Source organism: Halopseudomonas pelagia CL-AP6 (assembly GCF_000410875.1).
In the GTDB taxonomy this organism is placed as follows: Bacteria; Pseudomonadota; Gammaproteobacteria; order Pseudomonadales; family Pseudomonadaceae; genus Halopseudomonas; species Halopseudomonas pelagia.
This window is the reverse complement of record NZ_AROI01000003.1, coordinates 148,446-172,819: the sequence shown is the minus strand read 5'-3', so window position 1 is coordinate 172,819 and position 24,374 is coordinate 148,446. Positions and strand designations below refer to the sequence as shown.

28 protein-coding genes are annotated in these 24,374 nt (G+C 57.7%); 15 read left to right on the top strand and 13 right to left on the bottom strand.

Annotation, left to right across the window (positions count from 1 at the left end):
- Window positions 1-48: 48 nt before the first annotated feature.
- A complete protein-coding gene (yjgA, locus tag K787_RS0102125) occupies window positions 49-564 on the bottom strand; it encodes a ribosome biogenesis factor YjgA (protein WP_022961136.1) in 516 nt (171 codons plus the stop codon).
- Between the two features lie 102 nt (window positions 565-666).
- On the opposite strand from yjgA, the gene pmbA reads away from it, so the two are divergent.
- The gene (pmbA, locus tag K787_RS0102120; RefSeq protein WP_022961135.1) at window positions 667-2,022 is read left to right on the top strand and encodes a metalloprotease PmbA; all 1,356 of its coding nucleotides are present in this window, start codon (window positions 667-669) and stop codon (window positions 2,020-2,022) included.
- Window positions 2,023-2,166: 144 nt separating this feature from the next.
- Here pmbA and K787_RS0102115 read toward each other — a convergent pair whose 3' ends face one another.
- From K787_RS0102115 to K787_RS0102070, 10 genes are all read right to left on the bottom strand, one after another.
- Window positions 2,167-2,439: an HPr family phosphocarrier protein gene (locus K787_RS0102115; protein WP_022961134.1), complete on the bottom strand. Its 273-nt coding sequence runs from the start codon at window positions 2,437-2,439 to the stop codon at window positions 2,167-2,169.
- A gap of 2 nt (window positions 2,440-2,441) precedes the next feature.
- Window positions 2,442-3,305, bottom strand: a complete 864-nt coding sequence (gene rapZ, locus K787_RS0102110) for an RNase adapter RapZ (RefSeq protein ID WP_022961133.1) — start codon at window positions 3,303-3,305, stop codon at window positions 2,442-2,444.
- Window positions 3,306-3,308: 3 nt separating this feature from the next.
- Window positions 3,309-3,770, bottom strand: coding sequence for a PTS IIA-like nitrogen regulatory protein PtsN (gene ptsN, locus K787_RS0102105; protein ID WP_028614501.1), 462 nt, complete (start codon window positions 3,768-3,770; stop codon window positions 3,309-3,311).
- Window positions 3,771-3,787: 17 nt separating this feature from the next.
- Complete coding sequence (gene hpf, locus K787_RS0102100; RefSeq protein WP_022961131.1) at window positions 3,788-4,096, bottom strand: ribosome hibernation-promoting factor, HPF/YfiA family; 309 nt, start codon at window positions 4,094-4,096, stop codon at window positions 3,788-3,790.
- Between the two features lie 94 nt (window positions 4,097-4,190).
- Window positions 4,191-5,690 carry an RNA polymerase factor sigma-54 gene (locus tag K787_RS0102095; RefSeq protein WP_022961130.1) on the bottom strand — a complete coding sequence of 500 codons (1,500 nt, stop codon included), beginning with the start codon at window positions 5,688-5,690 and terminating at the stop codon, window positions 4,191-4,193.
- Between the two features lie 83 nt (window positions 5,691-5,773).
- Window positions 5,774-6,499 carry an LPS export ABC transporter ATP-binding protein gene (gene lptB / locus K787_RS0102090; protein ID WP_022961129.1) on the bottom strand — a complete coding sequence of 242 codons (726 nt, stop codon included), beginning with the start codon at window positions 6,497-6,499 and terminating at the stop codon, window positions 5,774-5,776.
- Window positions 6,496-7,029 carry a lipopolysaccharide transport periplasmic protein LptA gene (gene lptA / locus K787_RS0102085; RefSeq protein ID WP_022961128.1) on the bottom strand — a complete coding sequence of 178 codons (534 nt, stop codon included), beginning with the start codon at window positions 7,027-7,029 and terminating at the stop codon, window positions 6,496-6,498. The genes lptB and lptA overlap by 4 nt, the downstream gene beginning before the upstream one ends.
- Window positions 7,016-7,603, bottom strand: a complete 588-nt coding sequence (gene lptC, locus K787_RS0102080) for an LPS export ABC transporter periplasmic protein LptC (RefSeq protein ID WP_022961127.1) — start codon at window positions 7,601-7,603, stop codon at window positions 7,016-7,018. Before lptC ends, lptA begins: the two co-directional genes overlap by 14 nt.
- Window positions 7,603-8,127, bottom strand: coding sequence for a KdsC family phosphatase (locus tag K787_RS0102075; RefSeq protein WP_028614499.1), 525 nt, complete (start codon window positions 8,125-8,127; stop codon window positions 7,603-7,605). Before K787_RS0102075 ends, lptC begins: the two co-directional genes overlap by 1 nt.
- Before the next feature lie 5 nt (window positions 8,128-8,132).
- A complete protein-coding gene (locus tag K787_RS0102070) occupies window positions 8,133-9,104 on the bottom strand; it encodes a KpsF/GutQ family sugar-phosphate isomerase (protein WP_022961125.1) in 972 nt (323 codons plus the stop codon).
- 281 nt (window positions 9,105-9,385) lie between these two features.
- On the opposite strand from K787_RS0102070, the gene K787_RS0102065 reads away from it, so the two are divergent.
- From K787_RS0102065 to hisC, 10 genes are all read left to right on the top strand, one after another.
- A complete protein-coding gene (locus K787_RS0102065) occupies window positions 9,386-10,204 on the top strand; it encodes an ABC transporter ATP-binding protein (RefSeq protein WP_022961124.1) in 819 nt (272 codons plus the stop codon).
- Window positions 10,201-10,983: a lipid asymmetry maintenance ABC transporter permease subunit MlaE gene (gene mlaE, locus K787_RS0102060; RefSeq protein ID WP_022961123.1), complete on the top strand. Its 783-nt coding sequence runs from the start codon at window positions 10,201-10,203 to the stop codon at window positions 10,981-10,983. Before K787_RS0102065 ends, mlaE begins: the two co-directional genes overlap by 4 nt.
- Window positions 10,984-11,002: 19 nt before the next feature.
- Window positions 11,003-11,467: an outer membrane lipid asymmetry maintenance protein MlaD gene (gene mlaD, locus K787_RS0102055; protein ID WP_022961122.1), complete on the top strand. Its 465-nt coding sequence runs from the start codon at window positions 11,003-11,005 to the stop codon at window positions 11,465-11,467.
- A gap of 13 nt (window positions 11,468-11,480) precedes the next feature.
- A complete protein-coding gene (locus K787_RS0102050; RefSeq protein WP_022961121.1) occupies window positions 11,481-12,140 on the top strand; it encodes an MlaC/ttg2D family ABC transporter substrate-binding protein in 660 nt (219 codons plus the stop codon).
- Window positions 12,137-12,442, top strand: a complete 306-nt coding sequence (locus K787_RS0102045) for an STAS domain-containing protein (protein WP_022961120.1) — start codon at window positions 12,137-12,139, stop codon at window positions 12,440-12,442. Before K787_RS0102050 ends, K787_RS0102045 begins: the two co-directional genes overlap by 4 nt.
- Window positions 12,443-12,492: 50 nt before the next feature.
- Window positions 12,493-12,732, top strand: a complete 240-nt coding sequence (locus K787_RS0102040; protein WP_022961119.1) for a BolA family protein — start codon at window positions 12,493-12,495, stop codon at window positions 12,730-12,732.
- A gap of 78 nt (window positions 12,733-12,810) precedes the next feature.
- Window positions 12,811-14,076, top strand: a complete 1,266-nt coding sequence (murA, locus tag K787_RS0102035; RefSeq protein ID WP_022961118.1) for a UDP-N-acetylglucosamine 1-carboxyvinyltransferase — start codon at window positions 12,811-12,813, stop codon at window positions 14,074-14,076.
- Between the two features lie 19 nt (window positions 14,077-14,095).
- Entirely contained in the window at window positions 14,096-14,737 is a 642-nt protein-coding gene (gene hisG, locus K787_RS0102030) for an ATP phosphoribosyltransferase (RefSeq protein WP_022961117.1), read from the top strand.
- A gap of 36 nt (window positions 14,738-14,773) precedes the next feature.
- On the top strand, window positions 14,774-16,084 hold the full coding sequence (gene hisD, locus K787_RS0102025) for a histidinol dehydrogenase (protein WP_022961116.1): 1,311 nt from the start codon (window positions 14,774-14,776) through the stop codon (window positions 16,082-16,084).
- A gap of 101 nt (window positions 16,085-16,185) precedes the next feature.
- Window positions 16,186-17,241, top strand: coding sequence for a histidinol-phosphate transaminase (hisC, locus tag K787_RS0102020; RefSeq protein WP_022961115.1), 1,056 nt, complete (start codon window positions 16,186-16,188; stop codon window positions 17,239-17,241).
- 22 nt (window positions 17,242-17,263) lie between these two features.
- Here the strand turns inward: hisC and K787_RS0102015 are convergent, their stop codons facing one another.
- Entirely contained in the window at window positions 17,264-18,415 is a 1,152-nt protein-coding gene (locus tag K787_RS0102015; RefSeq protein ID WP_022961114.1) for a S1C family serine protease, read from the bottom strand.
- A 164-nt stretch (window positions 18,416-18,579) separates the two neighbouring features.
- Between K787_RS0102015 and K787_RS0102010 the strand changes: the two genes are divergently transcribed.
- The 4 genes from K787_RS0102010 to tadA all read left to right on the top strand — a co-directional run bounded on the left by K787_RS0102010 (window position 18,580) and on the right by tadA (window position 22,789).
- Window positions 18,580-19,338, top strand: coding sequence for a Nif3-like dinuclear metal center hexameric protein (locus K787_RS0102010; RefSeq protein ID WP_022961113.1), 759 nt, complete (start codon window positions 18,580-18,582; stop codon window positions 19,336-19,338).
- A 126-nt stretch (window positions 19,339-19,464) separates the two neighbouring features.
- Window positions 19,465-20,370, top strand: coding sequence for a sulfate adenylyltransferase subunit CysD (gene cysD / locus K787_RS0102005; RefSeq protein ID WP_022961112.1), 906 nt, complete (start codon window positions 19,465-19,467; stop codon window positions 20,368-20,370).
- 36 nt (window positions 20,371-20,406) lie between these two features.
- Window positions 20,407-22,314 carry a sulfate adenylyltransferase subunit CysN gene (gene cysN, locus K787_RS0102000; protein WP_022961111.1) on the top strand — a complete coding sequence of 636 codons (1,908 nt, stop codon included), beginning with the start codon at window positions 20,407-20,409 and terminating at the stop codon, window positions 22,312-22,314.
- A 10-nt stretch (window positions 22,315-22,324) separates the two neighbouring features.
- A complete protein-coding gene (gene tadA / locus K787_RS0101995) occupies window positions 22,325-22,789 on the top strand; it encodes a tRNA adenosine(34) deaminase TadA (protein ID WP_022961110.1) in 465 nt (154 codons plus the stop codon).
- 133 nt (window positions 22,790-22,922) lie between these two features.
- Here tadA and mltF read toward each other — a convergent pair whose 3' ends face one another.
- A complete protein-coding gene (gene mltF / locus K787_RS0101990) occupies window positions 22,923-24,371 on the bottom strand; it encodes a membrane-bound lytic murein transglycosylase MltF (RefSeq protein WP_040640738.1) in 1,449 nt (482 codons plus the stop codon).
- Between the last annotated feature and the right edge of the window lie 3 nt (window positions 24,372-24,374).

The following is a 24,374-nucleotide window of genomic DNA, read 5'->3' as shown; positions in this document are numbered from 1 at the left end:
GACAGGTCGTACAGTGGGCTTTGCGCAGAAACGGTCCGGGTACTGCTATTACAGGTCGGTTTCCACGGTCTCGCGAATCAACTTGAACAGCTTGCGCGCGGCGGCGGGTGGTTTGTTTTCTGCGGCTTCCTTGCTGGCCTGACGTACCAGTTGACGCAGCGTCTGGCGTTCGGTTTGCGGGTAGGCGCTCATAAAAGCTTCTTGTTCTTCGGCACTGCCGGTCAGTAGCCGGTCACGCCAGCGCTCCATCTGGTGAAAGTGCTGGGCGTGAGCTTGAGTGCTGCTGTCCAGACGATCGATATGGGCGCGGATGGCGTCTATGTCCTGATCTTTCATCAACTTGCCGACAAAGCTCATATGGCGCTTGAGCGCACCACGGGCGGTGTGCTTGGGAGCTTCCTCGAGAGCAACACGCAACTCTTCGGTTAGCTCGAGCTTCTGCAACTGGGCCGGTTTGAGCTCGAGCAGGCGGCGGCCAAGATCACGCATCTCCTGAAGCTCACGCTTGACCTGAGTTTTGCTGATGCCTTCTTCGTACTGTTCGTCGTCGTAAAACTCTGTCATGGTCACCTCGTTGCGGCCCGGCTGCGGGTACGTTTAATGCACTATGATACCCGTTCACAGCAGCGCTGTCCGGGGTACAATGCCCGCCCGAGAGGAGATTACATGATCCAGATCCAACCCGCCCAACACGAAGACCCCGAAGCCCTGCGCGCCGAACTGGAGCAACGGGTCGCCTTTATTCTGGACGAATCGCGCCGTTTAGGCGCGACCGCCTGTGAGGTGGGTGTCAGCCAGAATACCGGCTTGTCGGTAGGGGTGCGCCAGGGTGAGGTTGAAACGGTCGAGTTCAATCGTGACCAGGGTTTCGCGATCACGCTGTACGCAGGGCAGCGCAAGGGCTCGGCAAGCACCTCGGACACTTCCGATGAGGCCATTCGTTCGGCTATCGAAGCGGCAATGGGTATCGCCCGGCACGCCTCCGAAGACAGCTTTGCTGGATTGGCGGCGGCGGAATTAATGGCCACCGAGTTACCGAATCTGGATTTGTATCACCCCTGGGCGCTGACGGCCGAGCAAGCGATTGAGCGCGCTTTGACTTGCGAAGCGGCGGCACTGCAAATGGACCCGCGGTTAACCAGTGACAGCGCTAATGTCAGCAGTCAGCAGGGTTGCCGGGTGTATGGCAACAGTAACGGTTTTATCGGCAGTGCGTTGGGTACTCGGCACAGTGCTTCTGCGGTCATGATCGTCGCCTCAGAGCAGGGTATGCAGCGCGACTACTGGTATGGCGTCGACCGGATGGCCGCTCAACTCCCGAGCCCGGAAGCCCTGGGGCGCAAAGCTGCAGAGCGCACCCTGGCCCGGCTGGGCACGCGCTCGATCAAGACCGCTAAGCTACCGGTGCTCTTTGCTGCTGATCAGGCTGCCGGTCTGCTTGGGCATTTGATCGGTTCTATCGCAGGCGGCGCAGTTTATCGCCAGTCGACCTTCCTGCTGGATGCCATGGGGAAGCCGGTCTTTCCAGACTGGGTGACCATCGACGAACGTCCCTATATGCCACGTGCGCTAGGCAGCTCGGCGTTTGACGGTGACGGCCTGGCGACGCGCGAGCAGGCCTTTATCGATAACGGTGTGCTGCGCAGTTGGGTGCTGGGCACTTACTCCGCACGCAAGCTGAAACTGCCGAGCACCGCCAATGCCGACGGTGTGCACAATTTGCATGTGACCAGTAACGCCGGCGATCTACCGGCCCTGCTGAAGGAGATGGGCACCGGTTTACTGGTCACCGAGCTGATGGGGCAGGGCATCAATGGGGTTACCGGTGATTATTCCCGCGGAGCGGGTGGCTTTTGGGTGGAGAATGGTGAAATCCAGTTCCCGGTTCAGGAAGTGACTATCGCCGGCAATCTGAAGGACATGTTCGCCAATTTGCGCTGTGTTGGCTCTGATATCGAGCGTCGGGGTAACAACTTGACCGGGAGCTGGCTAGTGGACGGGATGACGGTGGGCGGCGAGTAAAACCAGCCGCAAGTCGCAAGCAAAACTCTGGGTTTGGGATTTGTAGATCTGGTTGGCAAGGTCCACTTGGATTCCCGCCTGCGCGGGAATGACGGGTGTGAGCCCGGGAATGACGGGAGGTGGGTGGGGTGGAAGGGCGTTGGGCTATTCCCCCTCCCCAAAATAATCCCCGATCAGCGCTAGTAGTTCTTCCATGGCTTGGTCGGCTTCGTCGCCTTCGCAACTGATGCAGACTTCCGAGTCTTTGCTCGCGGCCAGCATCATGACTTGCATAATGCTTTTGCCGTCGACCAGCTCCGCTTCACTGCCGCCAATCTTCACTTGGCAACCATAACGGTTGGCGACCCCAACGAATTTGGCGGCGGCGCGCGCGTGCAGGCCGAGCTTGTTGATGATTTGTACGCGGGTAGTAGGCATTGTCAGGGCAGGTCGCGGTGGCGGATCAGCAGGTTCGGAATGCTCGCGGAAAGCTCTTTTACCAACCGCTCAGTGAGGTACACCGAACGGTGATGGCCACCAGTGCAGCCGATGGAGATGGTCATGTAGCTGCGTTCGCCGGCGGCGTAGCGCGGCAGCCACTTGTTGAGGAACTGGTGGATATCCTCGTACATCTCCTGTACCTCGGGCTGGGCCTGGAGGTACTCACTAATTTGCTGATCACGTCCCGAATAAGGTCTCAGCTCGGCTTTCCAATAGGGGTTTGGCAGGCAGCGCACATCGAATACCAGATCGGAGTCCACTGGCACGCCGCGCTTGAATCCAAAAGACTGGATCATCACCGAGGTGCTGCTGGACTGGCTGCCGAGCAAGCGTTGCTTGAGCAGGTCGCGCAGTTGGTACAGATTCAGGTGGCTGGTATCGATTTTCAGACTGGCTAGATCGATAATCGGCTCTAGCAGGCGCAGCTCTGCGGCGATCGCCTCGCCCAGCGAATAGGTACCATTGGTCAGCGGGTGCTTGCGACGGGTTTCAGAGAAACGTTTGATCAATACTTCATCAGTCGCGGCGAGAAACAGGATATCGCAATGCACCCCGGCTTCACGTACCTGTTTAAGTAACTCCGGAAAGCGTTCCAGATCGCTGGGTAAATTGCGCGCATCAATGCTGATGGCTACTTTGGGCAGGTTAAGCCCGGTGTTTTCGGCGTTGTTGACTTGGCGAGCAAGCTCCGGCAGCAGCCCCGCCGGCAGGTTGTCGATGCAGTAATAGCCGTTATCTTCCAGCAGATGCAGAGCGGTACTTTTGCCGGAGCCGGAACGGCCGCTGACGACTACCAGGCGCATAGGTCAGCTCCCGCTATCGTCAGCGGTCATGATCTTGTAAAGACTCTCAGCGTCTGGCGCATTGCGCAGGGCTTCGCGCAGACTGGCTTGATCCAGTTTGCTGGCCAGCATTTTGAGAATCTGCAGATGTTGTTCAGTGGCTTCCTGGGGCACCAGCAATACGAAAATCAAGTCAACCGGCTCGCCATCGAGCGCGTCATAGTCGATCTTGGAGTCTAGTTGCAGTAATGCGCCGACGGCCTTGTGGCAACCCTCCAGCCGGCAATGGGGAATGGCAATACCATTTCCGAAGCCAGTGGAGCCCAGTTTCTCTCTGGCAATCAGGCTTTCGTAGATGCTGTCTGGATCAAGATGGCTATGCTGGGCAACCAGCTTGCCAATCAGCTCCAGGACGCGCTTTTTTGAAACCCCTTGCACACCAGCAAAGGTGCGCTCGGGGGTCAGTATATGATCAATTTGCATAATGATGCGCAGTGTCTACCTTAGCGGTCGTTGACGCCCTGTTGGCGATTAAGGGTCTTTTCCTTGAACTTGATCAGTTGTCGATCAAGTTTGTCGGTCAGCAAGTCGATAGCTGCGTACATGTCAGTATGTTCGGCATTGGCAACCACTTCGCCGCCAGCAACATGCAGGGTTGCTTCGGCTTTCTGTCGGAGTTTTTCCACTTCCAGCGTTACTTGTACGTTGGTTATCTTGTCGAAGTGCCGTTCGAGACGGGACATTTTCTCGTTAACGTAATCGCGCATTGCATCGGTGATGTCTAATTGATGACCACTGAGGTTCAGTTGCATACGACTTCTCCTGATTGGCTTCAAATAACGGGGTGCCAAGTCGACGCCCCATGGTGTGCCGCCTGCTTTTACTCTATTCGTAGTCCCGGGCCGGCTAGATAAGCCGTTTGCGTTCGCTCGAAGGCGCTATGCTGAGCGACTCGCGGTATTTGGCAATGGTTCTGCGGGCGACATCAATGCCCTGTTCTTCCAGTAAACCAGCGATCTTGCTGTCGCTCAATGGTTTCTTCGGGTTTTCTGCAGCAACCAGCTTTTTGATCAGCGCACGAATGGCGGTTGAGGAAAACTCGCCGCCGTCGGAGGTGCCGACATGGCTGGAGAAGAAGTACTTCAGCTCGAAGATTCCCCGCGGGGTGTGCATGTATTTCTGGGTTGTCACACGCGAAATAGTAGACTCGTGCATCCCTACTGCTTCGGCGATATCGTGCAGCACCAGAGGCTTCATTGCCTCTTCGCCGTGTTCGAGAAAGCCGCGCTGGTGCTCGACGATCTGCGTGGCCACTTTCATCAGCGTCTCGTTACGACTCTGCAGGCTCTTGATAAACCAGCGAGCTTCCTGCAGGTGATTGCGCAGGTAGGTATTGTCCTGGCTCGAATCCGCCCGGCGGACCATGGACGCATAATGATTATTGACCCGTACCTTGGGTACTGATTCCTGATTCAGTTCGACAATCCAGCGTTTGTTATCACGGTGCACAATAACATCAGGTATGACGTATTCAGGCTCGCCTGAGGCAATCTCCGAACCTGGCCGAGGGTTCAATGTCTGGATAAGGCTGATCGCACGGCTAAGCTGGTCTTCTTTCAAGCGCGTGCGACGCATCAGTTGCGTAAAGTCGCGGCTACCCAGTAGCTCCAGGTGATCCTTGACGATCTTCTGAGCCTGCTCAAGCATCGGCGTGTCTTTCGGCAGTTGGCGCAGCTGCAGGCTGAGGCATTCACTCAGGTTGCGTGCGCCTACGCCTACTGGCTCGAATTGCTGGATCCGGTGCAAGACCATTTCTACTTCGTCCAGCTCGACTTCGAGCTCCGGATCAAGCGAGGCGAGGATCTCTTCCAGAGATTCATCCAGGTAACCGTCAGCATTGATTGCATCGATCAGTGACAGGGCAATCAATTGGTCAGTTTCAGACAATGGGATCAGGTTGAGCTGCCATTCCAGGTGGCTCTGCAAGGTCTCTCCCGAGCCGGTACGCGCGGTAAAGTCCCATTCATCGTCATCCTGGCTGGGTAGCGAGCTGGCCGACGTCTGGTAGACGTCGTCCCATTGCGTGTCGACCGGAAGTTCGCTGGGAATTTGTTCGTTCCAATTGCCTTCTTCCTCCGCCTGACTGTGTTGCTCGATGGCGTCCATTGCCACTGGCTCGGGCAGGGTGACCGCCGGGGCGTCATCCTTGTCCGCGCCATTTGCTTGGTTTGGGGGATAGTCATCGTCACCGTCGTCAGCCATTTCCAGCATGGGATTGGCTTCCAGTGCTTCCTGCACCTCTTGTTGGAGGTCCAGGCTGGATAGCTGCAACAGTCGGATGGCTTGCTGCAACTGCGGCGTCATCGTCAGTTGCTGACCCATCTTGAGGACGAGCGAGGGTTTCATGTCTGGGCGTATTACCTTATGCGCAAAGTTGATTCGATGCCGCTGATTGGCAGGATTTTAGCATGCCTGAATTCCTGGCAGATTCACAGGCGGAAGGCGTGGCCAAGATAAACGTCCTTGACTGTCTGGTTGGCCAGAACGGTTTCGGCATCACCTTCGGCAATGATGTGCCCGTCATTGACAATGTAGGCCTTATCGCAGATATCCAATGTTTCACGCACGTTATGGTCCGTGATCAATACACCAATACCCTTGCTTTTCAGATGCTTGATGATTTGCTTGATGTCATTGACGGAAATGGGATCCACGCCGGCAAAGGGCTCATCAAGCAAAATGAATTTGGGCTCAGTGGCCAGTGCTCGGGCAATCTCGGCGCGGCGCCGCTCACCGCCGGAGAGGCTCATGCCGAGGCTGCCGGCCAGATGATGGATATGAAACTCGCGCAGCAGCGACTCCAGCGCCTCGGCGCGGCCTTGTTTATCCAGGTCCTTGCGCGTTTGCAGAATAGCCATGATGTTGTCAGCCACACTGAGCTTGCGGAAGATTGAGGCTTCCTGCGGCAGGTAGCCGATACCCTGGCGTGCCCGGCCGTGCATGGGCAGCTTGGTGACATCCACGCCGTTGACCAGAATAGTGCCCTCGTCAGCTTTGACCAGACCGACGATCATGTAGAAACAGGTCGTTTTGCCCGCGCCGTTAGGGCCGAGCAGGCCGACTATCTCGCCGCTGTTGATAGAGACCGACACATCGCGCACGACCTTGCGAGATTTGTAGGCCTTGGCCAGGTGGCGCGCTTCTAGTGTGGTCATGGCGTGGCCGGTTCACTGCGCTTGCGTGGTTGAATCAGGATTTCTATCCGGTCTTGCTGCGCGCCGGTCCCGCCGGCGCTGGCCGCGCGACCCGCGTCGACTACCTGGCGGTTGATGTCGTAGCTGATGTACTCGCCCTGAAAGGTGTTGCCTTGCTGTTCCAAAAAGGCCTTCTCGATCAATACCACGCGGTCTTCATCAGCGTGGTACTCGATCGTCTGGCCGCGCGCGTCGACCGGAGAGCCGTCCGCAGGTGTCTGCTTGTAGGTGGCGGGTGTGCCCTGGCTGACAATTTTGCTGACGGCCCCTTCAGCATCAGTATTCAGCGTTACGCGGTTGCCGGTCAGGCGCATGCTGCCCTGGGTAATGATCACGTCGCCGTTATAGACTGCGGTGTTGCTGCGGTCATCCAGCGTGGCGCTGTTGGCCTGAATACGGATGGGCTGGTCGCGGTCCGCAGCGAAACCTGTCGCAGACACAGCAAGCCCCAGTACCAGGGCAGCTAAGCCCAGGGATTTAACGAACCTCATGGTGGCCCCTTACGGTGGACAGCAGCTCGAGGCGGCCGTCGTTAAGATAAACTTGCATGCCGACGGCAGTAGTCACGTTGTCGGCATCCTCAATTCTAACGCTTTGTGCGGTTTCGGCATAATCCCGAGCAGGAAAAAGGGTCAATGCTTCGGTGGTCATGCGCCGGCTGGGCTGGGCAGGATCCTGACTTTGCAGTAGAACGTTCTGGGTCAGCTCGACGCGGTCACCATTTTCAGTGATGACGCCATGATCTGCTTCGAGCAGCCAAGGCTCTGCCGCCTCTCCCCGGTAAAACATCAGGCGGGGCTTTTCCATCACCGTGGCGTCATCACTGCTTTGGTGGGTGGCCCTGAGGCTGGTCAGCTCGTAGGCTGGCGTGCCTTGTTCGTTGAGCATGCGTATGCGATTGTTTTCCATGAAGAAATCAGGCTGGTCTGGATCGCTGATGCGCAGATTTCCATCAAAGCTGGCGGGGCGAATATTGAAGTAGCCGACCGATACGCCGATGACCACAGTCAAACCCACCAGTAGCGCAGTGAGCAGATAGCGGGGGATGTTTGGAAGGCCGGCCATTACAGGTACGCCGCCCTGGCCGCTTCCAGAGTGCCTTGGGCAAACATGATCAGCTCGCAGAATTCGCGTGCTGCACCCGCTCCGCCAGAGGCCCGGGTAATACCGTGGGCATGCTCACGCACAAAGCTGTCAGCATTAGCCACCGCTATCCCCAGGCCAACGCGACGCATGACCGGTAGATCGGGCAGGTCATCGCCGAGAAAAGCGATTTGATCGAGCTCGACATCCAGAATGTTACGCAGTTCTGCCAGGGCATTGAGCTTGTCTTCGCGGCCTTGGATAAGATGGCGGATACCCAGATTGGCCGCGCGTTTTTCCACTAAGGGCGACGAGCGGCCACTGATAATGGCGACTTCAACGCCGGAGGCCATAAGCATCTTGATGCCATGCCCGTCCAGGGTATTGAAGGATTTGAATTCGGTGCCGTCCGGCATGAAATACAGCCGACCATCGGTCAGTACGCCATCGACGTCGAATATCGCCAAGCGAATGACGCTGGCACGCCGAAGCATTTGCTGGTCCATTTGGCTCATACCACCCCTGCGCGCAGAAGATCGTGCATATTGAGTGCGCCCACCGGGCGGTGTTGTGCGTCGACAACGAAAAGACCGCTGATCTTGGCGTCTTCCATCACTTTCAGTGCTTCGGCGGCGAGTATGCCCTGTTGCACCGTCTTACAGTTGCGCGTCATCACCTCGGCAATGCCGGCGCTGCGGATGTCGATGCTCTGGTCTAGTGTGCGGCGCAAATCGCCGTCGGTAAAGATCCCGGCTAATAGACCTTGGTCATCGGTGATGCCAGTGAGGCCTAAACCTTTGCGCGTCATTTCCAGCAGCGCATCGCGCAGAGAAGTGTCTGGCGTGACCAGCGGCATGCTGTCGCCGCCATGCATGATGTCATCGACCAGCAGCAGCAGGCGTCTACCCAGGGTGCCGCCGGGATGTGAAAAGGCAAAGTCCTCGGCGCTGAAGCCGCGGGCTTCAAGCAGGGCAATCGCCAGGGCATCGCCCATGACCAAGGCGGTCGTGGTGCTGGAAGTGGGCGCCAGATTCAGCGGGCAGGCTTCTTGCTCTACACCCGTGTGCAGGTTGGCCAGCGCCGCGCGGGCCATGATGGACTCAGGATTGCCGGTAATACTGATCAGCGGAATGCCCAGGCGCTTCAGTAGGGGCAGCAGGGTAACTACTTCAGCCGTATTGCCAGAATTGGATAGGGCAATGACGACATCCTGACGGGTGATCATACCCATATCGCCATGGCTCGCCTCGCCAGGATGGACAAAAAACGCCGGTGTACCGGTGCTCGCTAGCGTAGCGGCGATTTTTTTGCCGACATGTCCCGATTTTCCCATCCCGGTCACCACTACCCGTCCGGTGCAGGCCATTAACGCGTTGCAGGCGGCGGTGAAGTCCTGGTCAAGCCGCTCCAGCAAGCTGTTGACGGCGTCGCGCTCCATTTCGATGGTGCGCCGGGCAGAGGCTGTGTAGTTGAAATCAGGCATGAAGTATCTTGAGGTAATGGTCGGGCCGCTTAGTATAGCGCCTTGTGCCATCCAACTCACCAATGAGGGTGAGTTGCCGTGGACAGGTCGGCGTTCAGCTTGGAGTCCGGCGGCGCCGGAGCGTTCCAATGCAGTAGCGCAGGCCCCGGAATTTGATGAGTAGATATTGCTCAGAGCGCTAATTGTTTTCCGGTTACTTGGGCTGCCAAGCGCAAACTGGTATATTAGCGCGTCCAAATTGCCCGCCACGTTATGGCAGCTCCGAGAAGCCCGATGCATTTATGACCGACTCTTCAGACTATATAGTTGACCTGAAAAAGGTCACGTTCAGGCGTGATGGACGCCTCATTTTCGATGGGGTCGACATTCGCATCCCGCGCGGAAAAGTGACCGGCATCATGGGTCCCAGTGGCTGCGGCAAGACCACGCTGCTACGGCTGATCGGTGCTCAGTTGCGCCCGGATAGCGGTGAAGTGTTGGTCAATGGTCAAAATATTCCGCAGCTCAAGCGTGAGGAGCTGTTCGATGCGCGCCAGCATATGGGTATGCTGTTTCAGAGTGGCGCGTTGTTCACTGATCTATCGGTATTCGAGAATGTCGCCTTTCCATTGCGCGTGCATACCGACCTGAGTGAAGACATGGTCCGCGATATCGTGTTGCTCAAACTGCAGGCGGTAGGTCTGCGGGGCGCCCATGCGCTTATGCCAGACGAGTTGTCTGGCGGCATGAAGCGCCGGGTGGCGCTAGCACGAGCTATCGCGCTGGATCCCGAACTGATGATGTATGACGAACCTTTCGTCGGTCAGGACCCTATTTCCATGGGCGTGCTGGTGCGGCTGATCCGTTTGCTCAACGATGCGTTGGGCTTGACCAGTATTGTGGTGTCACATGATCTGGCCGAGACCGCGAGTATTGCCGACTATTTATATGTAGTGGGCGATGGCCAAGTGCTGGGCCACGGTAAGCCGGATGACTTGATGCATTCGGACAATCCGCGTATCCGACAGTTCATGCTCGGCGAGCCCGACGGCCCGGTACCTTTCCATTACCCAGCACCGGGCTTTATGGATGATCTGATCGGGGGGAAAGGACAATTATGAAAGCCCTGACTGACAGATTGGCTATGATGGGTGCCTCAGGACTTGGCGTGCTGGAGGCATTGGGTCGCTCAGGTGTATTCCTGTTCCAGGCGCTGTGCGGCCGCTCGAATTTCGGCAGTGGTTGGGCGCTGTTGCTCAAACAGTTATATGCGGTTGGCGTGCTGTCACTAGCGATTATTATTGTGTCCGGGCTGTTTATTGGTATGGTGCTCGCCCTGCAGGGCTTCAATATTCTCAGTACCTACGGCTCGGAACAGGCGGTCGGGCAGATGGTCGCTCTGACATTGCTGCGTGAACTCGGCCCGGTGGTCACCGCACTGCTGTTTGCCGGCCGTGCGGGCTCGGCACTGACTGCCGAAATCGGCTTGATGAAAGCGACTGAGCAGCTATCGAGTCTGGAAATGATTGGCGTGGATCCGCTCAAGTACGTGATTGCGCCGCGCTTGTGGGCAGGGTTTATCTCTATGCCGCTGCTGGCAATGATTTTCTGCGTGGTCGGTATCTGGGGTGGCGCGATGGTTGCCGTGGATTGGCTGGGAGTGTATTCCGGCTCCTACTGGGCCAACATGCAGAACTCGGTCACCTTTTCTGACGATGTGCTCAACGGCCTGATCAAGGCCGTAGTGTTCGCCTTTGTGGTGACCTGGATTGCGGTATTCCAGGGTTATGACTGTGAACCGACGTCCGAGGGTATCAGTCGTGCGACAACGCGCACCGTAGTCTATGCGTCACTGGCTGTTCTCGGCCTGGATTTCATTCTTACAGCGTTGATGTTCTGATCAGCCAAGGAAACCGAACATGCGTACCCGTACTCTTGAATTAACTGTTGGTCTGTTCATTCTGATCGGCATCCTGGCGCTACTGGTGCTGGCGCTGCGCGTCAGCGGACTGACCATGAGCGCGTCGGCAGACAGCTACAAAGTCTATGCTCATTTTGACAACGTGGCGGGCCTGACGCCCCGCGCCAAGGTCACTATGGCGGGGGTCACTATCGGTCAGGTCACGGGCATCGAATTTGACAAGAATCGTTACACCGGCAAGGTTGAGATGGCCATTAATGGCAACATCAATACCCTGCCATCGGACAGTACGGCATCCATTTTAACAGCCGGTCTGCTCGGTGAAAAATATGTAGGTATCAGCGTAGGCGGTGAAGAAACCATGTTGGCAGAGGGAGATCAAATTTATGATACCCAGTCAGCCCTGGTACTTGAGGAACTGATTGGACGTTTCCTGCTCAATACCGTCAGCAAAGAAGATTAATCGGAGATTTACCATGCGTTTACTGACCAACCTATTACTGGCCGTAAGCCTGAGCATTCCGCTGCTGGCTCAGGCAAATGCGGCTACGCCGCAAGAAATTGTGGAAGATACCTCCAGCCGGGTCATGACCGTCTTGGACGCCAATCGTGATACTTACAAGGACGACACGGACGCCTTCATTGAAGGTCTCAATGAAGTGCTGGACCCGGTTGTGGATTTTCACGGTATCGCCCGTAGCGTCATGACCGTGCGCTATAGCCGTCAAGCCAGCGATGAGCAGATGGAGCGCTTTATCAACACCTTCAAGCGCAGCATGGTCGAATTTTACGGCAATGCGCTACTGGATTTTGATAGCGGGCAAATCAAGGTGCTGCCCAGTAACGGCCGTGGTCAACGGTCGGCTGAACGTACCAGTGTCGATATGGAAATCCGCTCCTCCAACGGTAATGTGTACCCGGTGACCTACACTATGGTGAATCTGGACGGTCAGTGGAAAGTCCGTAATGTGATCGTTGAAGGCATCAACATCGGCCTGTTGTTCCGTGACCAGTTCGCGCAAGCCATGCAGGCCAACCGCAATAACCTGGATGCCGTGATTGATGGCTGGGGTGGCGTAGTTGCGCAGTCCGTCGAGCAGGTTGAAGAACAGGTCGATAAAGAGGCGAAGAATTGAGCGCACAACTGAAGCTGGTTGAGCCGGGTCATATAACGCTGGAAGGCCAGCTTGATTTTGTCAATGCAATGGCCGTGCGCCGGGAGCTGCAGCAAAGCCTGGAGCAGGTGCAGGGCGCTGTCACTCTGGATTTGTCTGGAGTCAGTCACGCCAACAGCGTCGGGCTCTCGTTGATTCTGTTTGCCGCGCGTATCGTTACCGCACGCGGCGATCAATTACGCGTAGTTAACATGCCGGAAGGGCTGCAAAGCATAGCTCGGGTCTGTGAACTGGAAGACTGGCTGGCTAGCGTAGCGGCCTGAAAGGCTCGTTAAAACATCCGTCATTACCACATCGGAATATTGGAATTATTATGCAGGCGGTAGAAGTCAAGAAGCTGATTGAGGCGCAACTGCCCGATACCCAGTTGGAAGTAGAAGGTGAAGGCTGCAATTTTCAATTGCTGGTGATCAGCGATAGCCTTGCGGCATTGTCACCGGTGAAGCGGCAGCAACAGATTTATGCACTGCTCAACGAGCAGATTGCTGACGGCAGCATTCATGCGGTAACGATGAAATTCTTCACCCGCGAAGCCTGGGCCAACCGCCCCTGAGACCTGCGCAGCGTCTCGGCGCTGTTGCACTAATTTGCCCAAGCCCTTTTGCCCCAAGCCCTGAGAGACGATCTGCACATGGACAAACTCATCATCACCGGCGGTAACCGCCTGGACGGCGAAATCCGCATTTCCGGTGCCAAGAATTCCGCGCTGCCCATTCTGGCCGCGACACTCCTGGCTGACGGACCGGTGACCGTGTGTAATCTGCCGCACTTGCACGACATCACTACCATGATCGAGTTGTTTGGCCGCATGGGGATTGAACCCGTGCTGGACGAGCGCATGAATGTGGAGGTTGATCCGACTACTATCACCACGCTGATCGCGCCCTATGAGCTGGTCAAGACCATGCGCGCCTCGATCCTGGTGCTGGGCCCGATGGTCGCGCATTTCGGCTATGCCGAAGTCGCATTGCCCGGCGGTTGCGCGATTGGTTCGCGCCCGGTGGATCTGCATATCCGCGGCCTGGAGGCCATGGGGGCAGAGATCACTGTGGAAGAGGGTTACATCAAGGCACGCGCGCCTGAAGGCGGGCTGCGCGGCGCGCATTTCTTCTTTGATACGGTAACGGTGACCGGTACCGAAAACATCCTTATGGCTGCCACGTTGGCCAAGGGACGTACCGTGCTGGAAAACGCTGCCCGCGAACCTGAAGTGGTGGATCTGGCTGAATGCCTGATTGCCATGGGCGCCAATATCAAAGGGCACGGGACCGATACCATTACCATCGACGGCGTTGAGCGTCTGCACGCCGCGCGCTATTCGGTAATGCCTGATCGTATCGAAACCGGTACCTACCTGGTAGCCGCCGCAGCAACACGCGGGCGGGTCAAGCTCAAGGACACTGACGCATCGATTCTCGAGGCGGTTTTGCTCAAGCTGGAAGAAGCCGGCGCGCACATCGAAACCGGCAAGAACTGGATCAGTCTGGATATGAAAGGCAACCGCCCTAAGGCGATTAACCTGCGCACCGCGCCTTATCCTGCATTCCCGACCGATATGCAGGCGCAGTTTATCGCCATGAACGCGGTGGCCGAAGGCACGGGTACCGTTATTGAGACCGTGTTCGAAAACCGCTTTATGCACGTGCAGGAAATGAACCGCATGGGCGCGCAGATTTTGGTGGAAGGCAACACGGCCATCGTTACGGGTGTCGAGCGTCTCAAGGGCGCACCGGTTATGGCGACTGACCTGCGGGCGTCGGCCAGCCTGGTGATTGCCGGCCTGGTGGCCGATGGCGATACCTTGGTAGACCGCATCTACCACATCGACCGTGGTTACGAATGTATCGAAGAAAAGCTGCAGGCGCTCGGCGCGATCATCCGCCGTGTACCAGCCTGAACCAGACAAGGATCTCCGCATGACCGAGACACTGACCATCGCGCTGTCCAAGGGCCGCATTCTGGATGACACCTTGCCGCTGTTGAAGCAGGCTGGCATCGAGCCGTTGGAAGATCTGGAGAAAAGCCGCAAGCTGATTTTCGATACCACCGATCCCAGTGTGCGCTTGCTGATCGTGCGCGCCACTGACGTGCCAACATACGTAGAGTTGGGCGCTGCCGATCTGGGTGTGGCGGGCAAAGATGTGCTGATGGAGTACGGTAGCCAGGGGCTCTATGAACCGCTGGACCTGAAAATCGCCAATTGCCGGCTGATGACCGCCGGCCCGGTCAACACGCCGGAGCCTCGCGGTCGTTTGCGCGTGGCGACCAAGTTCGTCAATGTTGCGCGCCGCTACTACGCGGAGCAGGGTCGTCAGGTTGAGGTGATCAAACTGTACGGCTCCATGGAGCTGGCACCGTTGGTGGGCTTGGCCGACAAGATTATCGATGTGGTCGATACCGGCAACACGCTACGTGCCAACGGTTTAGAACCGCAGGAATTGATTGCTACCATCAGCTCGCGGCTAATCGTCAACAAAGCGGCGATGAAAATGAAGCACGCGCGCATCAAGGCGCTGATTGATCTGCTTGCCGCAGCAGTAGATCAGCGCGCAGCCTGACGCTGTCTCACACCTATCTCAAGAAAGGTAACTGCCATGAGTACACCGCTTAAAATCGCTCGTCTGGATGCCAATCAGGCTGATTTCAAGCAGCATCTCGACGCATTGCTGGCATGGGAAGGCGTGTCGGACAAAAGTGTGAATGAGCGGGTGGAGGAAATCATCGCGGCAGTCCGCGAGCGCGGCGATGCAGCGCTGGTGGAATACACTGCGCGTTTTGATGGCTTGCAGGTCGCCAGCATGGCCGACCTGATTCTCGACCGCGCGCGTTTGGAGCTGGCGCTGGAACGCATCACGCCCGAACAACGCACCGCGCTGGAAGTGGCTGCCGAGCGGGTACGTATCTACCACGAACGCCAGTCGCAACCGTCCTGGCGCTATACCGAGGCTGACGGCACCGTGCTCGGTCAGCAGATTACGCCGCTGGATCGCGCCGGTCTGTATGTACCGGGTGGCAAGGCCTCCTATCCCTCATCAGTGATCATGAATGCCGTACCGGCCAAGGTCGCTGGCGTGCGTGAAGTGGTCATGGTTGTGCCTACGCCGCGTGGTGAAATCAATGAACTGGTATTGGCGGCTGCCTGTCTGGCGGGCGTTGACCGGGTCTTTACCATTGGCGGCGCTCAGGCCATAGCGGCGCTGGCCTATGGCACCGAAAGTGTACCCCAGGTCGACAAGATTGTTGGCCCCGGCAATATTTATGTGGCCACGGCCAAGCGTGCGGTCTTTGGTCAGGTGGGCATCGACATGATTGCTGGCCCCTCGGAAATTCTGGTGATCTGTGACGGTCAGACCGATCCCGACTGGATTGCCATGGACCTGTTTTCCCAGGCCGAACACGACGAAGATGCGCAGTCGATACTGTTATCGCCGGATGCGGCCTTTCTGGACGCCGTGGAAGCCAGCCTGAACAACTTGCTTGGCAGCTTGGAGCGTGCGGATATGGTGCGTGTTTCATTGGAGAACCGCGGCGCGCTGATCAAGGTCGAGAGTCTTGAACAAGCCTGTGAGATATCCAATCGCATAGCTCCCGAGCATTTGGAGCTGTCAGTGGCCGACCCGGATGCGCTGCTGCCAAGCATTCGGCATGCCGGGGCGATCTTTATGGGCCGATTTACCCCGGAAGCGCTGGGCGATTACTGCGCCGGCCCCAACCACGTACTGCCCACCTCCGGCACTGCGCGTTTTTCTTCGCCGCTGGGGGTCTATGATTTTCAGAAGCGTTCGTCGGTGATTTTCTGCTCGCCCGAAGGCGCCTCCGAGCTCGCCAAGACCGCCTCCGTCCTGGCCCGCGGCGAAAGCCTCACCGCCCACGCCCGCAGTGCGGAATACCGGATCAAACCCTAGCGCCAAGTTGCGAGCGGCAAGCGTCAAGCTCAGCGGTGCAGTCTGCACGGCCGGCTTGACGCTTGGATCTTGAGGCTTGAAGCTCAAATGAGGATCAATCTGTGAGTCGATTCTGGAGCCCCTTCGTCAAAGACCTGGTGCCCTATGTGCCGGGTGAACAGCCGAAGCTGGATAATCTGGTCAAACTGAATACCAACGAGAACCCATTCGGTCCCTCGCCGGCGGTGCTTGAAGCCATTGCGGCGGTAACCGATGCGTCGTTGCGCCTTTATCCCGCGCCTAATGCCGACAGCCTTAAAAGCACCATTGCTGAGTATTACCATGTGCAGCCGACCCAGGTATTTGTCGGTAACGGGTCAGATGAGGTATTGGCGCATGTTTTTCATGGCCTGTTCCAGCATGGCAAGCCGTTGCTGTTTCCGGATGTCAGCTACAGTTTTTACCCGGTGTACTGTGGGCTTTATGGTATTGAACAGAAGACCCTGCCATTGGCGGCGGATTTCACCATCAATATCGAGGATTATGCCCAGCCTAACGGCGGTATTATCTTCCCCAACCCGAACGCGCCTACCGGTATCGCGCTAACTCTGGCGCAGATCGAGCAAGTGCTGCGCAGCAGCCCCGATTCGGTCGTGGTGGTGGATGAGGCCTATGTCGATTTTGGTGCGCAAACGGCAATCAGCCTGGTAGACCAGTACCCTAATCTGCTGGTGACCCAGAGCCTGTCCAAATCAAGGTCGCTAGCCGGCTTGCGAGTCGGCCTGGCGGTAGGGCATGCGGATCTGATTGAGGCGTTGGAGCGAATCAAGAACAGCTTTAACTCCTATCCTCTGGACCGCCTGGCTCTGGCTGGTGCCGAAGCGGCATTCCGTGATCAGGCGTATTTCGATCATACCCGGCGGGCGGTGATCCAGAGCCGGGAGCAGATGGCAGGCAACTTGGCTGAGATGGGCTTTGACGTACTGCCATCGGCGGCCAACTTTGTCTTCGTCAGACATCCGCAGCGCGATGCGGCCCAGTTGGCCCAGGGTTTGCGTGAGCAGCGGGTGATTGTGCGGCATTTTGCCAAGCCGCGTATCGAGCAGTTTCTGCGTATCACCATCGGCACGCCAGAGCAGAATGCCAAACTGATTGAAGCACTGCAGACGCTGGTCTGAGCCGCGGCATACGGCCAGTGTTCTAGCTGCGGAAGCTTGGCCTTACGCCCACTTCCGCTTCAAACTGCATGGCTTCGCCGTTGCGCAATATGCTCAGGCGGACCTTCTGCCCTGGGTTGGCTCGGGCGACCTGATTCATTGCCTGGCGCCCGGTACTGACCGGCTCCTGGTCAATGCGCAAGATCACATCGCCTGGCATCAGCCCGGCCTGCCAGGCCGGCCCTTCACGGTAAAGGCCTGAGACCACAATGCCTTCGCGGATATCCAGCCCGAAAGACTCGGCCAGCTCGATGGTCAGTGGCTGCACCTCCACCCCGAGCCAGCCGCGGATAACTCGGCCTTGAACGATAATGGCCTGCATGACTTCTACCGCCAGATTAACCGGAATGGCAAAACCAATACCCTGCGAGCCCCCCGATTGGGAAAAAATGGCGGTGTTGATACCGATCAGGTTGCCATTGGCGTCAATCAGCGCGCCACCGGAGTTGCCCTGGTTAATGGCAGCATCGGTCTGAATGAAATCCTCATAGGTATTCAAGCCGAGTTGGTTACGGCCGGTGGCACTGACAATACCCATGGTGACCGTCTGTCCAAGACCAAAAGGATTGCCGATGGCCATGACCACATCCCCAATGCGCTGCGGATTAGGGCTGATCATGACCGCCGGCAGATCCGGTAAATCAATCTTGAGTACCGCCAGATCTGTCTCTGGATCGGTGCCAATCAGCGTGGCCAGGGCTTCGCGCCCGTCGCGTAGGGCGACCAAAATCTCGTCCGCACCGGCAACCACGTGATTATTGGTCAGCAGATACCCTTCTGAGTTGAGAATGACCGCCGAGCCCAGGCTGGTCTGCTGGCGGCTGGGTACGGGCAGCGTTTCCGAATAATCCCGTAAAGGTGGGTTTGGAAAAGGCTGGGGTGTGTCGCCGTTGGCAACTTTGCTGGTATAGATATTGGCTACGGCCGGGGCTGCACGCTGCACCGCATCACTATAGGAGTAGGGGCCCTGAGGGGAGGGCTGCCCATTAGCAGAATTGGCTTCCGAGATGAGAGGGGCTTTATCTCCATTGTCATCGGGCATGCCGAGCCAGTGCGGGTAGTACTGCAGAATCAGCAGCGCCAGCAATACCCCACACAGGGCAGGCCAGATCCAGTTGCGCAATAGTGCGTTCATTCTTTATTCCCAGATTCCCCAGCTGTCGGCAGACAAGCATTGCGTCATAGTATAAGGCTATAGGGGCTATTCTGCCGAGTCAGCGAACGAGAATGATCAGCGTGACTGGCCAAAGGGCACAGCAGACAGGACAATGGTGATATTCAGTTGAAGGAGTTCTGCCCATGATAGATCGCGCCACCTTGGTCGATTATTGCAACGCGCTGCTCGACAGCGCGGCTTTTCAAGACTACTGCCCCAACGGTTTGCAGGTCGAAGGGCGAGCATCTATCAGTCTGCTGGTCACAGGTGTCACCGCCAGTCAGGCGCTGCTTGATGCTGCGGTGGCCGCCGATGCCGATATGCTGCTGGTACACCACGGTTATTTCTGGAAGGGCGAACCGGCTGTCATCACCGGCATCAAACAACGGCGCTTGAAAACGCTACTCAGCAACGAGCTTAATCTGCTGGCCTATCACCTGCCCTTGGATGTGCATGCCACGTTAGGTAATAACGCGCAGCTCGCGCAGCTAATGGGCTGGTCGATCAGCGGCGGTCTTGAACCGGATAACCCGCGCTCGGTGGGGTTGTATGGCGAGCTGGCTCGGTCCATGAGCGGTAGCGAGCTGGCAGCGGATCTTGCCAGGGTGTTGCAACGCGAACCCCTGCATATTGCTGGCAGCGACCGCCCGATCAAACGTGTGGCCTGGTGTACCGGCGCGGCCCAAGGCTATATCGACAAGGCTATCGCGCTGGGCGCGGATGCCTTTGTGACCGGTGAGATTTCCGAGCCCACGGTGCACGCCGCCCGGGAAAACGGCATTCACTTTTTTTCCGCCGGGCACCACGCCACGGAGCGCTACGGCGTGCGGGCGTTGGGTGAACATCTGGCCAGCCATTTCGGGATTGAACATCGGTTTATTGATATGGATAACCCGGTTTAACGACAGCTATATCCATATAACTTAAAGGTATTATGGCGCGACTTATTAGATTGCTTGGCCTTTGTTACAATGCCAGCCATCTGACCTCGGGATGCCCGGCGTCCCCCTCATTATCGTGAGTACGCCATGCTGGAAAAATTGACCCACCTTAAGCAACTGGAAGCCGAGAGTATTCACATCATTCGTGAAGTCGCGGCTGAGTTTCAGAACCCAGTAATGCTGTACTCCATTGGCAAGGACTCCGCCGTAATGCTGCACCTGGCGCGCAAGGCCTTCTATCCTGGCCGTTTGCCGTTCCCGGTGCTGCACGTGGACACTGGCTGGAAATTCCGCGAGATGTACAGCTTCCGCGAGAAAATCGTTGAAGAGATGGATCTCGATCTGCTGGTGCACAAGAATCCAGACGGTGTCGCGCAGGGCGTTGGCCCCTTTACCCACGGCAGCGCCGTGCATACCGACGTGATGAAAACCCAGGGCCTGAAGCAGGCGTTGAACAAATACGGTTTCGATGCGGCCTTCGGTGGTGCCCGGCGTGACGAAGAAAAGTCCCGTGCCAAAGAGCGTGTTTACTCGTTCCGCGACAAACACCACCGCTGGGACCCAAAGAATCAACGCCCGGAGCTGTGGAACGTTTATAACGGCAAAGTGCACAAGGGCGAAAGTATCCGCGTGTTCCCTCTATCGAACTGGACTGAGCTAGACATCTGGCAATATATCTATCTGGAAAGCATCCCGATCGTGCCGCTGTACTTCGCCGCCGAGCGTCCGGTGGTAGAGCGTAATGGTTCGCTGATCATGGTCGATGACGAGCGCATGCCGCTAGGCGAAGGCGAGACCCCGGAAATGAAAATGGTTCGTTTCCGCACCCTTGGTTGCTACCCACTGACCGGCGCCGTTGAATCCACGGCCGCTACTTTGCCGGAAATTATTCAGGAAATGCTGCTGACCCGTACTTCCGAACGCCAGGGCCGCGTGATTGATCACGATCAGGCCGGGTCCATGGAAGAGAAAAAACGTCAGGGCTATTTCTAACTTCAGCTAAGCGGGGCGCTTAGCCCGGAGAGAACCATGAGTCACCAATCAGATTTGATCAGCGAAGATATTCTGGCCTACCTTGGCCAGCACGAGCGCAAGGAGCTACTGCGTTTTCTGACCTGCGGTAACGTCGATGATGGCAAAAGCACGCTGATCGGACGTCTGCTGCACGACTCCAAAATGATCTACGAAGATCATATGGAAGCCATTACCCGGGATTCGAAGAAATCCGGCACCACCGGAGAAGAAGTGGATCTGGCGTTGCTGGTTGATGGCCTGCAGGCCGAACGCGAGCAGGGCATCACCATTGATGTGGCCTACCGTTATTTCTCCACCGCCAAGCGCAAGTTCATCATTGCCGACACCCCCGGCCACGAGCAGTACACCCGTAATATGGCCACCGGCGCTTCGACCTGTGATCTGGCGATCATTCTGATCGACGCCCGTTACGGCGTGCAGACCCAGACCAAGCGTCACAGCTTTATTGCCTCCTTGCTGGGTATCAAGCATATCGTCGTGGCCGTGAACAAGATGGATCTGAAAGACTTCGACGAAGGCGTCTTCAATCAAATCTGTGCCGATTACCGCGAGTTTGCCAAAGGCCTGGAAATGCTCGACGGCAACAGCGTGCATTTCGTGCCGATGTCAGCCCTGAAGGGCGACAACGTGGTTAACCGCAGCGAACGCAGCCCCTGGTACAGTGGCCAGACGCTGATGGAAATTCTTGAAACCGTGGAAGTCGCAGCGGACCGCAATCTCAAGGACCTGCGTTTCCCGGTTCAGTTAGTCACGCGCCCAAACCTGAACTTCCGTGGCTTTGCCGGCACCCTGGCCTCCGGTGTGGTGCACAAGGGCGATGAACTGGTGGTGCTGCCCTCGGGCAAGACCAGCCGGGTCAAGTCCATTGTTACCTTTGATGGCGAGCTCGAAAGCGCTGGCCCCGGCCAAGCCGTGACCCTGACGCTGGAAGACGAGATCGATATCTCCCGTGGCGATATGTTGGCCCACGTGGATAACCGCCCGCTGATTGGAGATCAGTTCGAAGCCAACCTGGTGTGGATGGACGACCAGCCCATGCAGCCGGGTCGCAAGTACGACATCAAGCGTGCAACCAGCAACAGCCCTGGCTCCTTCACACGAATTTTGCACCGCATTGACGTCAACACCCTGGACGAGCAGCCTGCGCCGCAGCTGGGGCTGAACGAGATTGGTCGGGTGGAGCTGACGCTCGAACGGCCAATTGCCTATGACGATTACCGCGCCAACCGCACCAGTGGCTCATTTATCGTTATCGACCGCATGACCAACGGCACCGTCGGTGCTGGCATGATCGTGGCCAAGGGGTTGATCGGCCAGAACACCAGCGGCAGCCGCCATGGCGGTTTTGCCCATGTGACCGCCAGCGAACGCGCCCAGCGCTTCGGCCAGGAGCCGGTGACGCTGTTGCTAACTGGCCTGTCCGGCGCGGGCAAGAGCACCATCGCCTACGCCGTCGAGCGCAAGTTGTTCGACAGCGGTCGCGCCTGCTACGTGCTGGACGGCAAAGCGTTGCGTCAGGATCTAAGCAAAGGCCTGCCGCAGGACGCCCAGGGCCGGGGCGAAAACCTGCACAAGGGTGCTCGTATCGCCCGGCAGATGAACGAAGCGGGCCTGATCGCCATTGGCGCCTTTATGGCACCTACCGAGGAAAGCCGCGCCAAGGCGCGTTACATCCTCGGCGAGCGTTGCCTGTTGGTACATCTGGATGCGCCGCTGTCGGTCTGCCAAGAGCGTGACCCCTCGGGCCTGTATGCCGCCAATGTGGAAAACACCGTGCCGGGTGTGTCCTATCCCTATGAGGCGCCTACCGATGCGGATCTGGTACTCAACACCGCCGAGCAGAATCTGGAAACCTGCGTCAATCAGGTGATAGAGCTACTCAGAACCCGCAAGCTGATCTGACGCTGCGCCCATGACACCAGCCGATATCGACTTTATGCGCCTGGCACTGGCTGAGGCGCAGCAAGCGGCAGCTCTGGGCGAAGTGCCCGTGGGCGCAGTGCTGGTGCGTAATGGTCAGGTGATTGGTCGGGGCTTCAACCAACCGATCAGCAGCAACGACCCCAGCGCCCATGCGGAAATGGTCGCTTTGCGCCAGGCCGCGACCAGCCAAGGCAACTATCGCCTGCCGGATACCACGCTCTACGTCACCCTCGAACCCTGCACCATGTGTGCCGGTCTGCTGGTGCACAGCCGCATCACCCGCCTGGTTTACGGCGCCCCCGAACCCCGTTCCGGCGCGGTTATCAGTCGCGCGCAAGTGCTCGCCCAGCCGTGGCTGAATCATCATGTGGAAGTGGAGGGCGGTGTACTGGCGGAGGAGTGCGGCGCAGTGCTCAAAGCGTTTTTTCGGGCTAAACGCGAGCAGAGTCAATAACTACACCACGCCCGTTCCACCCCGTCGTTCCCGCACCCCACCCCGTCGTTCCCGCACCTCCACCCTCGTCATTCCCGCGAACGCGGGAATCCATTTTGACCTTCGTGCTCTAAGCACATGGGGCCGGGTCAGCTCAAAACCCCTGCGGCAATTGCTCCAATATCCCCGGCGTATGGTATTTCTCCGCTGCCGCCGGGGCCATTTCCGCCTGCGGCTGGGTCACCCACTGCAGTATCTCGTGGTAGCGACGGATGTTCTGTACGTAATGCACCGGTTCGGCGCCGCGGGCGTAGCCGTAGCGGGTCTTGCTGTACCACTCTTTTTTCGACAGCAGCGGCAGGTGATCCTTGACGTCGATCCAGCGATTCGGGTCGCGGCCGTTGCTGCTGGTCAGCTTGCGCGCATCATCCAGATGGCCGATACCGACGTTGTAGGCAGCCATGGCGAACCAGGTGCGATCCGGCTCAGGAATATCGGTCGACAATTGATCGCGTACCCATATCAAGTAGCGCGCGCCACCAAAGATGCTCTGCTTGGGGTCTACCCGGTTGGTCACGCCAACGAACTTGGCGGTCGGCAGCGTCAACATCATCAGCCCGCGCACCCCGGTAAAGGAACGGGCGTCGGGATCCCACAGGGATTCCTGATAACCCATCGCGGCTAGCAACCGCCAGTCCAGTCCGTACTGGTCACCGGCCTGGCGAAACAGCGTTTCGTAACGCGGCAGACGTTGCTGCATATGCCGGGCAAAGCCACGTGCACCGACGTAGTCGAGTACGTCCGAGTGGCCATAAAAGCGTTCGATTAACTGGTCCAGGGTGCCGTCGGCGCGAATGTCGGTGAAGAATTTATTTACCGCATCCAGCAGGGTGTCGTCCGGGTCGTTGGGTAGTGCCCACGCCATGGGCCGCTCATCAGACAGATCAAAGCCCACGCGCACCGCAGGATAGAACGCCTGATTAACGATCAGCTCATTAGAGTAGACCACCGCATAGTCGATCTCGTTATCGTTAACCAGGCGCAGCAGGTCGACCACCTCGACGTGGTCCGATTCCTCGAAAATTAACTGCGGGTGCTCTGTTTGCAGATCCCGCAGCTGGTCCGCCAGGCTGCTACCCTTGAGTACCATGATGCGTTTGTCGTACAACTCTTCCAGCGAGGTTGGCTGACGATCGCCGCGGCGGTAGACCACCTGCGGGGTGACATCCAGATAGGAATCGGCGAAGCGCACCTGACCCTCGCGCGCCGGATTCACCGTAATGCCGGCGGCACCAATATGCGGGCCGCCGTCACTGGCCAGTTGTGCGTAGAGTTCATCCAGCGTGCCAATGGTCTCGACTTCCAGCTCAAGATCCAGACTGTCGGCGAAACGCCGGCTAAGCTCGTATTCCAGGCCGGTGCTGCCGTGACGGTCCTGGTAATAAGTGGTTGGCGAATTACGTGTTACCACCCTGAGCGTACCGTCTTCCTTGATCTGCTGCAGGCGCGGCGGCTGCGGCTGTTCACAGGCGCTCAGCAGCAGCGCGCAGAGAAGCGTGGACAGTAACGACAGCGTGATCGAACGGGATGATTTTTCGCTCATGCG

What these genes read in the sequence shown, in the direction of transcription:
- hisD (WP_022961116.1), top strand. Translation starts at nt 14,774, where the DNA reads ATGAGTACACCGCTTAAAATCGCTCGTCTGGATGCCAATCAGGCTGAT.
- tadA (WP_022961110.1), top strand. Translation starts at nt 22,325, where the DNA reads ATGACACCAGCCGATATCGACTTTATGCGCCTGGCACTGGCTGAGGCG.
- K787_RS0102015 (WP_022961114.1), bottom strand. Translation starts at nt 18,415, where the DNA reads ATGAACGCACTATTGCGCAACTGGATCTGGCCTGCCCTGTGTGGGGTA.
- hpf (WP_022961131.1), bottom strand. Translation starts at nt 4,096, where the DNA reads ATGCAACTGAACCTCAGTGGTCATCAATTAGACATCACCGATGCAATG.
- K787_RS0102010 (WP_022961113.1), top strand. Translation starts at nt 18,580, where the DNA reads ATGATAGATCGCGCCACCTTGGTCGATTATTGCAACGCGCTGCTCGAC.
- mlaE (WP_022961123.1), top strand. Translation starts at nt 10,201, where the DNA reads ATGAAAGCCCTGACTGACAGATTGGCTATGATGGGTGCCTCAGGACTT.
- lptB (WP_022961129.1), bottom strand. Translation starts at nt 6,499, where the DNA reads ATGACCACACTAGAAGCGCGCCACCTGGCCAAGGCCTACAAATCTCGC.
- K787_RS0102075 (WP_028614499.1), bottom strand. Translation starts at nt 8,127, where the DNA reads ATGGACCAGCAAATGCTTCGGCGTGCCAGCGTCATTCGCTTGGCGATA.
- mlaD (WP_022961122.1), top strand. Translation starts at nt 11,003, where the DNA reads ATGCGTACCCGTACTCTTGAATTAACTGTTGGTCTGTTCATTCTGATC.
- K787_RS0102050 (WP_022961121.1), top strand. Translation starts at nt 11,481, where the DNA reads ATGCGTTTACTGACCAACCTATTACTGGCCGTAAGCCTGAGCATTCCG.
- lptC (WP_022961127.1), bottom strand. Translation starts at nt 7,603, where the DNA reads ATGGCCGGCCTTCCAAACATCCCCCGCTATCTGCTCACTGCGCTACTG.
- rapZ (WP_022961133.1), bottom strand. Translation starts at nt 3,305, where the DNA reads ATGCGCCTGGTAGTCGTCAGCGGCCGTTCCGGCTCCGGCAAAAGTACC.
- cysN (WP_022961111.1), top strand. Translation starts at nt 20,407, where the DNA reads ATGAGTCACCAATCAGATTTGATCAGCGAAGATATTCTGGCCTACCTT.
- K787_RS0102040 (WP_022961119.1), top strand. Translation starts at nt 12,493, where the DNA reads ATGCAGGCGGTAGAAGTCAAGAAGCTGATTGAGGCGCAACTGCCCGAT.
- pmbA (WP_022961135.1), top strand. Translation starts at nt 667, where the DNA reads ATGATCCAGATCCAACCCGCCCAACACGAAGACCCCGAAGCCCTGCGC.
- hisG (WP_022961117.1), top strand. Translation starts at nt 14,096, where the DNA reads ATGACCGAGACACTGACCATCGCGCTGTCCAAGGGCCGCATTCTGGAT.
- K787_RS0102095 (WP_022961130.1), bottom strand. Translation starts at nt 5,690, where the DNA reads ATGAAACCCTCGCTCGTCCTCAAGATGGGTCAGCAACTGACGATGACG.
- K787_RS0102115 (WP_022961134.1), bottom strand. Translation starts at nt 2,439, where the DNA reads ATGCCTACTACCCGCGTACAAATCATCAACAAGCTCGGCCTGCACGCG.
- K787_RS0102070 (WP_022961125.1), bottom strand. Translation starts at nt 9,104, where the DNA reads ATGCCTGATTTCAACTACACAGCCTCTGCCCGGCGCACCATCGAAATG.
- yjgA (WP_022961136.1), bottom strand. Translation starts at nt 564, where the DNA reads ATGACAGAGTTTTACGACGACGAACAGTACGAAGAAGGCATCAGCAAA.
- cysD (WP_022961112.1), top strand. Translation starts at nt 19,465, where the DNA reads ATGCTGGAAAAATTGACCCACCTTAAGCAACTGGAAGCCGAGAGTATT.
- murA (WP_022961118.1), top strand. Translation starts at nt 12,811, where the DNA reads ATGGACAAACTCATCATCACCGGCGGTAACCGCCTGGACGGCGAAATC.
- mltF (WP_040640738.1), bottom strand. Translation starts at nt 24,371, where the DNA reads ATGAGCGAAAAATCATCCCGTTCGATCACGCTGTCGTTACTGTCCACG.
- K787_RS0102065 (WP_022961124.1), top strand. Translation starts at nt 9,386, where the DNA reads ATGACCGACTCTTCAGACTATATAGTTGACCTGAAAAAGGTCACGTTC.
- lptA (WP_022961128.1), bottom strand. Translation starts at nt 7,029, where the DNA reads ATGAGGTTCGTTAAATCCCTGGGCTTAGCTGCCCTGGTACTGGGGCTT.